The sequence below is a fragment of the Microbulbifer sp. SE14 genome (assembly GCF_059834885.1).
Genome location: NZ_JCBAJA010000023.1, coordinates 52,908 through 63,979 on the forward strand (window position 1 = coordinate 52,908; position 11,072 = coordinate 63,979).

Below are 11,072 nucleotides of genomic sequence, written 5' to 3' on the forward strand. Positions count from 1 at the left end.
GCTACAGATAAACGTCGAATCCGAGCTTCCACTCGACTATCTCCTGATTTTCTTCCCGCGAGGTGAGCAGGTAGTGATTGGCGTACTCCGCCCTGAGGGCGAAGCGGCGGGACAGATAGGTTTTCACCCCCAAACCGGTCAGCATGGCGGTATCGCGGCGGTCCTCAGTGGCGACGATGGTGGCGTTGGGGGAAGTGATATTGATACCGGTGCCGAGCATAAAGTAGGGCGACAGCTTCCAGCGCGGAAACGGCTGGTGCAGCACCGCGACCTGGTAGGTCTGGCTGCCGGAAAAGTCTCCCACGGCCTGGGTCGCGCGCAGTTCGGCGGACAGGTTGGCGGTAAAGCGGTAGCCGAGGGTCGCACCTATGGAGCTGGCGCCGGCGAAGTCGCCGTAGGAAAAGCCCAGGTGGAAATGCTGCGAGCCCACATCGCTGAAATCCGGCAGCGGTACCCGCACCAGCTCGCCGTCCCCGCCGTAGATTTCCTGCAGGTCGGCGATGCGCACCCAGCCGCTCTTGTCCCTGTGCATGGCGACCTTGACCCAGTCGGTGCGCCGCTTCAGCAGCCACAGTTTTTCCCCGTACTCGGCCACGTGGAATATCGGGTAGCCGCGCCCGGGGCCTGTGTAGATGTTCACATAGGGGGTGCCGACGGTCACCAGCTCGGCGTCCTCGGGCGGGGATTCCGCAGCGGCCACACCACTGGATATCAGCAGCAGGGCGGCGCAGAAAAAATTAATACAGGAGCTAAAGGGCAACATGAATCAATTCACCGGTGCGGCAAAGGGATCGTTGTAGTACTGCGCACCGATATCCAGCCATTCGGAAATCAGCCTCAGCTCCGCCGGCTCCATGTATTCGGCGTGGGCCTCGCCTGCTTCGAACAGGTCGAAAAAGCGGCTGCCGTTGGCGGAGTCATCCATCAGCCGGTCGATGTCGACGGTAACCATAACCGGAATCGGGTTGCCGTCGCTATCCAGAATCGGGTTTCCGTCTTCGTCCGTCTCGAACACCGGGTTGCCGTTGTCGTCCCGCTCCTGCACCAGGATATTGTTCAGGGCGCCGTCCACCAATTCCTGGGTGGGGTTGTCGAACAGCAGCTCCACATAGGAGGTCATCCAGTCGGCGTTGGCAACGGATGCCGCCGAGGTCAGGTCCAGCTGCCCCGCCGGCACCCGCAGCATGCCGGCGGCGTCACGGCTGGAGTGGCAGGCGGTGCAGGTGCGGTCCTCGATCACCGCGCCGCTGGCGTCGGTGATCTGGCGCACACGCTCCCAGAGCGGCTGTATATGCACCGGGTAGTGGATGACGCTGCGGCAGTTGCCGCTCCAGTCGTCCAGGCAGGTGGCGGGGATCGGGATCGGCGTGGTCAGGTCGGCGTAGGGGATGCTGCTGCCCGGGTCCTTGGCGCGCAGGGCCGGGTCCGTCCACAGGTCACTGAAACTGATATCGCCCTCCAGCTGCGCCTCGCCGGCGATGCGCGCCAGCAGCTGCGCCATTGTCTCGCCCATCTCGGCCACCAGCGCCGGCTCTGTATTCGGGAAGGGGACGCCGGAAGTGGGGCTGCCGGCCCAGGCAGAGGCGGGCTCCCTGTCCGGGCGGCCGTGGGGCACCTCGCTGTCGCCGGTGTGGCAGCCGTTGCACTGGCGCACTTCGCCGGCGCGCAGCTGCAGCCAGCTGCGGTGGCGGCCGACGATGCGGCGGCCGTCGGCATCGACGACGGAAATGGCCAGCGGCATATCCGCCGGCAGCTTCACCCGCACGGAGCCGTCCGGCTGGATTTGCGTGTAGCCGAGAATCTCGCGCATGCCGTGGGCGCGGTTGCGGCCGAAGGCGGAGCGGTCGAAATCCAGGGTGTTGTCGTCGGGGATGCCCGCCGCCTTGACCACGCGCAGGTAGCGCGCCGGACGCAAGTCGGCACTGGTGATCGCCGGGTCCGCGAGGCTCGGGATACCCGCCCCGTCCTCTCCAACAAGAATATCCTCACCGTCGAAATCGTAGACGCTGCGGATATCCAAAATGCCGGCGCCCTCCTGCACCAGCTTATCGTCCAGGTCGACGCCGGGTACGGGCTCGGGAATATAGGCGGGCTCGGTGCGCGGCTCCAGGGTGACACCCTCGGAGATCATCTCGCCCTCCTCGGCGACCACGATCGGCAGTTGGGTGCCCTCCGCGTAGTCGTAGATCCACAGGCCGTATAGGGGATCCGCCGGCACCACTTCCTCCTGGGCCAGCCACTCGTCGGTGCAGGGGCGCGGCAGTCCGGTTTCCATTTCCAGCACCCGGCACTCGCTCCAACTGACGAGCAAGCGGCTGGTGCCGTCGTGGAAGGGCCAGGGGGAGGAGAAGAGGCCGTGGGGAGACAGGCTGCCGTCGGTGACGACTTCCTCCACCGAGATCGACGCCTGGCCCACCAGTTCGCCCTTGCCCTCGGGCAGGCTATAGGCTTCCGTATGCTCAACGCTGTCGATGGCCACCAGATCGCCGCCGTAGCTGATACCTTCCGGCGAGCGCAGGGTGACCAGCAAGCGGCCGTCGGGCATCTCGCGGGGTCTTACGAAGGCGGCGTCGGTCCGCTCGCCGTCGGCATTTTCCGTTCCGGTCTGCTGGCTGTGGTAGCCGTAGTGGAAGGCCAGGTCGGTGCCGTCCGGCTCGATGGTGTAGAGACTCAGGTTGTCGACGCCGCCCATATTGTCCCAGCGGTTGAACAGTATGCGGCCGTCGTTCAGTACCGTCGGGTGCAGGTCGTGGCTCTGGTTGAAGGAGATCTGCTTTATGCCGCTGCCATCCGCTTCCATCACGTGCAGCACCAGGGCCTCGTTTTGCAGGTCTTCCGCCAGGGATGAGAACTGCGGTTTGTTGTCGTCCAGCAGCAGGGCGCGGGAGCGGCGCTGGCGGCTTGAGGAGAAGACGATGCGACCGTCCGGCAGGAAGGCCGGGGCCACATCCTGGCCCTCCTCGGCGATCAGGTCCGATTCGATGACCCGCTTCAGTTCATTGCTGTCCAGGTCGTAGAGCCAGATATTCCAGGTGGGCTGCTCGTCGTCATCGGCGTCCTCGATTTCCGGCGCACGCATCGCGAAAAGCAGGCGCCGGCCGTCGGCGGAGGTGTTCAGGTCCTTGACGTCGTAATCGCCGACAAACAGCCCGGCGGTCAGCACCGTCTCCGCTGCACTGGGCGTGGCGCGCTCCTTCAGCACCAGTTCGGCGCCGGGATTGAAAGCAGCGGGGGAGTAGATATCGTCCTCGGCCAGGGCGCCGTCATCCTCGAAGGCCAACTGGCGGCGCACGAAGGCAACCGGATAGTCGACGACGACCGGATCCTCGGCCTGGTCTCCGCCGGCGGAGGAGCCGCCACCGCCGCCACTGCAGGCAGACAACAACAGCAGCAGCGCCGGCAGTGCACGCAAATGTTTCATTTTTATTTCTACCGGTCGTCGGCCCGGCCGCGCATTTCAGGCGGGCGCAAAACTGGCCTTGGCTTGGTGGAATCTCTCTGTGCGCGATATTTTTCCCGCGCAGCGGCATTCTCTCAAACCGCGCACAAAAATTTTGCCAACTGGACCGCACTTCTCATAGGCGGCGCTGGCAATAGCCGGCCCAACTCTTAGTATCTGGTGCCATCGCCTCCAGTGGTCACACTAACCCAAATAATTCGATGAAAACCCAACCGCTTCGACTGCGGGCGGCCCGGCCAGTTGCTGCGGGTGCCCTGCTGGGCGCCTGCCTCTGGGCCGGCCTCGCCAGCGCCTCCCCACAGGACCAGGCCCTGCAGATTCACAGCCGCCTGACCGGCGTCAAACCTACCGAGACAGTGCTGCTCGACATGGCCCAGGACATCGCCGACGGCGATCCCCAGGCCGCCGCCTACACGGCGATGCAGAACGACGCCTTTTACAATGTGACCCTGAAAAATCTCGCCACCCCCTGGACCAACCGCGATCGCGACGTCTTCGCGCCGCTGAACGATTACACGGCGACGGTAATCGGCATGGTGCGCGATGATATGGATTTCCGCCAGGTACTGTCTGGAAATATCCTCTACACGGGCGACGTCTCCGGCCTGCCGGCCTACAGCAACAGCAATAACGACCATTACGAGGCACTGGAGGCCGGCGGCTATTCGCTGAAGGATAACCTGGTACAGCGCAGCCAGTCGTCGCTCACCGGCCTGCCGGCGGAAGCGACCGCCGGCGTTATCACCACCCGCGGCGCGGCCAAATCCTTCTTTATCGCCGGCACCAATCGGGCCATGTTCCGCTTCACCCTGGTCAACCACCTGTGCCGGGATATGGAGCAGGTGCACGATACCTCCAGGCCCCCGGACCGCATCCGCCAGGATGTAAGCCGCAGCCCCGGCGGCGACAGCCGCGTCTTCCAAAACAACTGCATCGGCTGCCACAGCGGCATGGACCCCATGGCCCAGGCATTCGCCTACTACGACTTCGTCTACGACGCAGACAACGACCCGGAGGGGGAGAAGGGCCAACTGGACTACAACAGCGCCGGTGAGACGGACCCCGCCACCGGCAGCCGCGTCAAGGCGAAGAACCATATCAACAGCGCCAACTTCCCCCACGGCTTCATACTGCCGGACGACCGCTGGGACAACTACTGGCGCCAGGGGCCAAACCTGCACCTGGGCTGGAGCAGCGCACTGCCCGGCAGCGGCAACGGCGCCAAGTCACTGGGCGAGGAACTGGCCAACAGCCGCGCCTTCGCCGAGTGCCAGGTCACCAAGGTGTTCCGCCAGGTGTGCCTGCGCGATCCGGAGGACTCGACCGATCGCGCGCGCATCGATGCCATCGCCGACGATTTCAGCAACAGCGGTTACAGGCTGAAGCAGGTCTATGCGGACGCCGCTGTTTACTGTGCGGGGGATTAATTGATGAAAAGTAATAACCCACCGCTCGGGACCCGGAAAAGAATGCCGGAATCCAATGCCAAGGCCCTGATACCGGTGGCCATTTTGGGAAAAGCGCCTGCGGCCGGTAAGCAGACCGATGAGGCTTTTTCCCAAATGGCCACCGGTAGCAGGGCCGCCACCGCAGTCCGTTCAATACTCCGTACCACCGGTATTTTCCTCGCCGCGACTGTTCTAGCCGCCTGCAGCGGCGGCAGCGGCCAGGACACCGAGGAGCAGCCCAACACCAATCCCGGCAGCGGCGGCGCCAGCTATTCCGGCCCGGCGCCGGAGACCGAGGATGTGCAGCAGTACAAGCGCTATATCTGGGACAACCTGGCCGCGGAGAACCGCTGCGGCGGCTGCCATGTGGAGAACGGCCAGAGCCCGCACTTCGTGCGCGGCGACGATATCAATATCGCCTACGGCGCCGGTCGCGAGCTGGTGAACCTGGCGCAGCCGGCGGAATCGCGCCTGGTCACCAAGGTGGCCGGCGGCCACAACTGCTGGCTGTCCAGCGCCAGCGCCTGTGCGGAGATCATCACCAACTATATCGAGGAGTGGGCCAGGGCCACCGGCAGCCTGCAGAACACCATCACCCTGACCGCGCCGGTGGAGCGCACCGTGGGCGCGAGCAAGAGCTTCCCCGCGGACGGCGGCAACTTCTCCAGTACTGTCTATCCGCTGTTGCGCACCTACTGCGCGGGCTGCCACAGCGAGGACGCCGGCACCGCGCAGCAGCCCTATTTCGCCAGTGCCAACGTGGACCAGGCCTACGAGGCGGCAAAGGCCAGAATGAACCTGGACAACCCGGCCGAGTCGCGCTTCTCCGTGCGCCTGGGCAGCGAGTTCCACAATTGCTGGAGCGACTGCGAGGACAACGAGAAGGCAATGACCGCGGCCATCAAGGCCTTCGCCGATAGCATCCCGCTGACCCAGGTGGATCCCGACTGGGTGATCAGCAAGGCGCTGCTGCTGACCGACGGCATAGTCGCCAGCAGCGGCGGCCGCATCGAGAACAATGCGATAGCGCTCTACGAGTTCAAGACCGGCAGCGGCACCACCGCCTTCGACACCTCCGGCGTCAACCCGGCCATAGACCTGACCCTGTCCGGCGACGTGGAATGGCTCGGCTCCTGGGGCATCCAGTTGAAGGGCGGCAAAGCCCAGGGCGCGACCGCCACCAGCCGCAAACTGCACAACACCCTGACCGCCACCGGCGAGTACACCATCGAGGCCTGGGTGGCGCCGGCGAATGTGTCCCAAGAGGGGCCGGCGCGTATCGTCAGCTACTCCGGCGGCAACGACATCCGCAACTTCACCCTCGGCCAGGCGATGTACAACTACACCTTCCAGAACCGCAGCGACAGCACCGACGCCAACGGCATACCGGCGCTGATCACCGACGATATGGCCGAGCGCGCCCAGGCGACCCTGCAGCATGTCGTCGCCACCTACGACCCGATCAACGGGCGCAAGCTGTACGTCAACGGCGAATTCACCGGTGACGCCGACCCGGCAGCGGCGGAGCTGCTCAGCACCTGGGACGATACCTTCGCGCTGGTACTGGGCAGCGAGGTGTCCAATGACAATATATGGGAAGGTTCGGTGCGCCTGCTGGCGATCCACTCCCGCGCTCTTTCTCCCGAGGATATCGACACCAACTACAAAGTCGGCGTGGGCGAAAAATACCTGCTGCTGTTCAAGGTGGAGGAGCACACCGGTGTACCGGACAGCTACGTGATGTTCACCGTTCAGCAGTTCGACAACTACGGCTACCTGTTCAGCGAGCCGACCTTCGTCAGCCTCGACGACGGCGCCGACCCCACCGGCATAGAAATCGAGGGCATGCGCATCGGCATCAACGGCCGCGAGGCGGAAGTCGGCCAGGCCTGGGCCAAGCTGTCCGCGACCATCGACGACAGCTATGTGCCCGGCGCGGGCCAGCCGCTGTCCAGGCTCGGCACCATCATCACCCTGGACAAGGGGCCGGAGTACGACGAATTCTTCCTCACCTTCGAGCGCCTGGGCAGCGAGACCTTCACCCGTGTGGAGCCAACGCCGGCGCCGCCCGCCGAGCCCGCGGATCTGGATCCGCAGCCCAGGATCGGCCTGCGCCGCTTCGAGCAGATACACGCGACCCTGTCCCGCGCCACCGGCATCCCGATGGCGCACCCGGAAATCGTCGCGACCTGGGAAAAGGTCAAGCGCCAGCTGCCGGTGGAGAGCGATATCCAGGGCTTCCTCGCCGCGCAGCAGATGGGCATTACCCAGCTGGCGGTGAAGTACTGCAGCACGCTGGTGGATTCCAGCTCGCGCAGCAGCTATTTCCCCGGCTTCGATTTCGGCGCACCGGCGAACAGCGCCTTCGACAGCGCGGCCAAGCGCGCCCAGGTTATCGATCCGCTGATCGAAAACCTGCTCGGCCACGAGATGACCTGGCCCGACGGCAATCACTCGCAGCTGGCTGTCGCGCCGGACCTGACCGATGTGGAGACGGAACTGAACAACCTGATCGATACCATGACCACCTGCGGCGCCGGCTGCGCCCCTGACCGCACCGAGACCACGGTCAAGGCGGTGTGCGCGGCGGCGATGGGCAGTGCGATGATTCTGATTCACTGACAGTAGCAACATTGATCGCGGCCAACGGCCGCTCCAGAGTATTTCGTCATTCCGGCGCAGGCCGGAATCCAGGTGGCACCAAACTGGATACCGGCCTGCGCCGGTATGACGAGCGATAGCGTTTGAATCGGAACAGAGTATTTACAAATCGTTTTCCAGCACCTGTAGGAGCGGCCCATGGCCGCGATCAATATCGAAAAGAACACAGAGCCCCGATGCGAAGCCCCCCGGCAGCAGGGCCGCCCGGAAGCCAACTAAAAGCACCTCGGATTAGAAAAAATCCGGACAGAAACTATGAGCAAGAAAAAACACTTCGACCTGGACCAGCCCCTGCGCCACCCGGACCACCACCGCCCGGTAACGAGGCGCGACTTCCTCGCCCAGGGCTTCCGCGCCGGCTTGGCCACGGTGCTCGGCGGTTCCGTGTTCAGCCTCTTCGCCAATCCGCGCAGTGCCCAGGCCGCACTGTCTTCCGACCTGGAAGCGCTACGCGGCCCCTGCGGTATCAGCGGCGCCGGCGGCGCCGGCAAGATCCCGTTTATCTGTTTCGACCTGGCCGGCGGAGCCAATATCGCCGGCTCCAATGTGCTGGTGGGCAAGCAAGGCGGCCAGCTGGACTTCCTCAGCACCGCCGGCTACGGCAAACAGGGACTGCCCGGCGACATGGTGCCATCCCTGACCGACACCACCGGCAACCCTTTCATCAACACCGACCTGGGCCTCGCCTTCCACAGCGACAGCGGCATGCTGCGCGGCATTCTCGACAAGATCGCCGCCGGCACTGCCTCCGCCACCAACGGCGCAGTCATTCCGGCGCGCTCGGAAAACGACACCGGCAACAACCCGCACAACCCCATGTACGGCATCAACCGCGCCGGCGCCAACGGCGAGCTGCTGGCCCTGATCGGCTCCAGCTCCAGCGAGTCCGGCGGCAACTCCCTGGCGCCGATGGCGATGATCAATCCCGAGGTGCGCCCCACCAAGGTGGACAGGCCCACGGACGTGACCGGTCTCGTCGACGTCGGCGACCTGGTCGGCCTGCTGAGCCAGCAGGATACGGTCAAGGTAATGGAATCCATATACCGCATCTCCGATTCAAAACTCGGAAGTGTGAACACCCGAGTCAGCGCGGACGCAGTGATCAAGGACATGGTGCGCTGCGGCTATATGAAGAGCGCCGACCTGGCTGACCGCTTCGGCAATCCCGCCGACCTGGACCCGGCGGTGGATCCGGATATTGTCGGCCCCGGCGGCATCTTCACCGGTGCCGAATTCAACAACGACCGCGAATTCCAGAAGACCGCGTCGGTGATGAAACTGGTGGTCAACGGCTACGCCGGCGCCGGCACCGTCACCATGGGCGGCTATGACTACCACACCGGTGACAGGGCCACCGGCGAGATCCGCGACCTGCGCGCCGGCCGCTGTATCGGCGCCTGCCTCGAGTACGCCGCGCGCCGCAACCAGCCGCTGATGATCTATGTGTTCAGCGACGGCTCGGTATTTTCCAACGGCATGATCGACGACTCGGTGGAGGGTCGCGGCAAGGGTGTCTGGACCGGCGACAACCAGCAGACCGCGGCCTCCTTCTTCCTGGTCTACAACCCGGCAGGCCGGCCGCAGCTGCTCGGCGGCACCATGGACGAACAGGCGCGCCACCAGCAGCTCGGCTATATGCGCCCGTCCGGGGATGTGGAAACCGCGTCCAGCCCGGCGGCGAACAATGTTAACCTGCTGGTGGAAACCGTAGTGCTGAACTATATGGCGCTGCACGGCGAACAGGGCAGCTTTGCCAGCCTCTTCCCCAACCACGGCCTCGGCAATGCCAGCCTGATGGACAGCATGACCGCCTTTGCACCGATTGTCTGATGAGCAGATTTTTTAAAAATATATTGCTGTGCTGTGCCGCCTCCCTCTATGCGACCCCGTCGCTGGCGGAGTGGCACTACGAGAAGCAGGCCATTATGGGCACCGAGGTGGCCGTGCAGCTGTGGCACGAGGACGACAGCAAGGCCGAACAGCTGATCGGGCAGGTGATGGCGGAGTTCCGCCGTCTGGACGGCGAACTGTCCCCCTACAGGGAAGACAGCGAGCTGTCACGGGTCAACCGCGAGGCCGGCAGGAGCGCCGTCCAGCTGTCCGGCGAACTGGCCGCACTGATCGACAAGTCCCTCTGGTACAGCGAGCTGACCGACGGCGCCTTCGATATCAGCTATGCGACCCTGGGCAAGCACTACGATTTCCGCAAGAAACAACAAGCGGACGAGCAGCTCACCGAATCCCTGCTGGAAGCGCTGAACTACCGCCACCTGCATTTCGACAAGCGCGCACAGACGCTGCGCTTCGGCCACGCCGAAACCAGAATCGACCTGGGCGGCATCGCCAAGGGCTACGCGGTGGACAAGGCGGTGGCGATACTGGAGGAGGCCGGCGTCTGCTGCGTCAGCGTCAGCGCCGGCGGCGACGCACGCATGCTCGGCGACAAGCGCGGCCAGCCCTGGCTGGTGGGTATCCGCCACCCGCGCGACAAGGGCAGGAACGCGGCGGTGATACCACTGGCGGACAGCGCCATCTCCACCTCCGGCGACTACGAGCGCTACTTTATCGACGACCACCAGGCCCGCGTGCACCATATCTTCGACCCAGCCACCGGCAGGCCGGCGGACACGGCCGCCGGCGACAGCGACAAGCTGATCAGCGTCAGCATCATAGGCCCGCGGGGTTTCGATACGGATCCGCTGTCCACCAGCGTCTTCGTGCTGGGCAAGGAGCGGGGCCTGGCGCTGATCGACCGGCTGCCCGGCTTCGAGGCAGTGGTGATCGACAGCAACAGGCGCCTCTACTTCAGCCGCGGGTTGGACAATCCCGCAGCGGGTGGCAGCAAGTAGCAGTGCTGTCATCATGGGAAAATTGCCAACCGGATCACATCAGTTACATGATCCCCTGAGATAATTCACAACAACCGGCTCCCCCGACGCCAATCCCAATCGAAAGGCCGCACCATGCGACGCTGTATCCACTCCCTGATCTTCTCGCTCGCTCTTGTTATAGGTATGGTTGCGGGGTCACCGGCACTGGCCGAGGGCGAGTCCTTCCCCGCGGACAAGCTGGAATCCCTGAAGCGGGATGTGCTGAAGCTGAACCGCGATCTCCTGATCCTGGAGGAGGACCTGCTCTACCCGGCCCAGAGCCAGGTGGCCTTCTATGTTTCCATGGATGTGGGCGAGTACTTCAAGCTAGATGCGGTCAAGCTGCATATCGACAACAAGCTCACCGCCAGCCACCTGTACACCGAGCACCAGCGCGATGCGCTGATCCGCGGCGGCATACAGCCGCTGTTCAAGGGCAACCTGAAGTCCGGCAGCTACACCATCTCCGCCTTCTTTACCGGTATCGGCCCCCAGGGGCGCGAATACAAGCGCGCCGCCACCCTGGAGCTGGAAAAGACCGACGAGCCGGCGGTGATAGAACTGCGCATCGCCGATTCCTCGGGCAAGCAGCAGCCGGAGTTTGAGCTGGTGCAGTGGCCGGCACCCTGATCC

The 11,072-nt window shown here is 64.4% G+C and carries 7 protein-coding genes; 5 read left to right on the forward strand and 2 right to left on the reverse strand.

The window, feature by feature from the left end:
* Position 1: 1 nt before the first annotated feature.
* A complete protein-coding gene (locus AC6R19_RS15900) occupies positions 2-763 on the reverse strand; it encodes an outer membrane beta-barrel protein (RefSeq protein ID WP_500580822.1) in 762 nt (253 codons plus the stop codon).
* Between the two features lie 3 nt (positions 764-766).
* The gene (locus AC6R19_RS15905) at positions 767-3,421 is read right to left on the reverse strand and encodes an HzsA-related protein (RefSeq protein ID WP_500580823.1); all 2,655 of its coding nucleotides are present in this window, start codon (positions 3,419-3,421) and stop codon (positions 767-769) included.
* Positions 3,422-3,660: 239 nt separating this feature from the next.
* On the opposite strand from AC6R19_RS15905, the gene AC6R19_RS15910 reads away from it, so the two are divergent.
* The 5 genes from AC6R19_RS15910 (at position 3,661) to AC6R19_RS15930 (ending at position 11,069) form a co-directional block, all read left to right on the forward strand.
* Positions 3,661-4,887, forward strand: a complete 1,227-nt coding sequence (locus AC6R19_RS15910; protein ID WP_500580824.1) for a hypothetical protein — start codon at positions 3,661-3,663, stop codon at positions 4,885-4,887.
* Between the two features lie 42 nt (positions 4,888-4,929).
* Positions 4,930-7,530, forward strand: coding sequence for a LamG domain-containing protein (locus AC6R19_RS15915; RefSeq protein WP_500580825.1), 2,601 nt, complete (start codon positions 4,930-4,932; stop codon positions 7,528-7,530).
* Positions 7,531-7,824: 294 nt separating this feature from the next.
* Positions 7,825-9,399, forward strand: a complete 1,575-nt coding sequence (locus AC6R19_RS15920) for a hypothetical protein (protein WP_500580826.1) — start codon at positions 7,825-7,827, stop codon at positions 9,397-9,399.
* The gene (locus AC6R19_RS15925) at positions 9,399-10,418 is read left to right on the forward strand and encodes an FAD:protein FMN transferase (RefSeq protein ID WP_500580827.1); all 1,020 of its coding nucleotides are present in this window, start codon (positions 9,399-9,401) and stop codon (positions 10,416-10,418) included. The genes AC6R19_RS15920 and AC6R19_RS15925 overlap by 1 nt, the downstream gene beginning before the upstream one ends.
* 165 nt (positions 10,419-10,583) lie before the next feature.
* Positions 10,584-11,069, forward strand: a complete 486-nt coding sequence (locus AC6R19_RS15930) for an AraC family transcriptional regulator (protein ID WP_500580828.1) — start codon at positions 10,584-10,586, stop codon at positions 11,067-11,069.
* The last annotated feature ends 3 nt before the right edge of the window (positions 11,070-11,072 follow it).

What these genes read in the sequence shown, in the direction of transcription:
- AC6R19_RS15900 (WP_500580822.1), bottom strand. Translation starts at nt 763, where the DNA reads ATGTTGCCCTTTAGCTCCTGTATTAATTTTTTCTGCGCCGCCCTGCTG.
- AC6R19_RS15905 (WP_500580823.1), bottom strand. Translation starts at nt 3,421, where the DNA reads ATGAAACATTTGCGTGCACTGCCGGCGCTGCTGCTGTTGTTGTCTGCC.
- AC6R19_RS15910 (WP_500580824.1), top strand. Translation starts at nt 3,661, where the DNA reads ATGAAAACCCAACCGCTTCGACTGCGGGCGGCCCGGCCAGTTGCTGCG.
- AC6R19_RS15915 (WP_500580825.1), top strand. Translation starts at nt 4,930, where the DNA reads ATGCCGGAATCCAATGCCAAGGCCCTGATACCGGTGGCCATTTTGGGA.
- AC6R19_RS15920 (WP_500580826.1), top strand. Translation starts at nt 7,825, where the DNA reads ATGAGCAAGAAAAAACACTTCGACCTGGACCAGCCCCTGCGCCACCCG.
- AC6R19_RS15925 (WP_500580827.1), top strand. Translation starts at nt 9,399, where the DNA reads ATGAGCAGATTTTTTAAAAATATATTGCTGTGCTGTGCCGCCTCCCTC.
- AC6R19_RS15930 (WP_500580828.1), top strand. Translation starts at nt 10,584, where the DNA reads ATGGTTGCGGGGTCACCGGCACTGGCCGAGGGCGAGTCCTTCCCCGCG.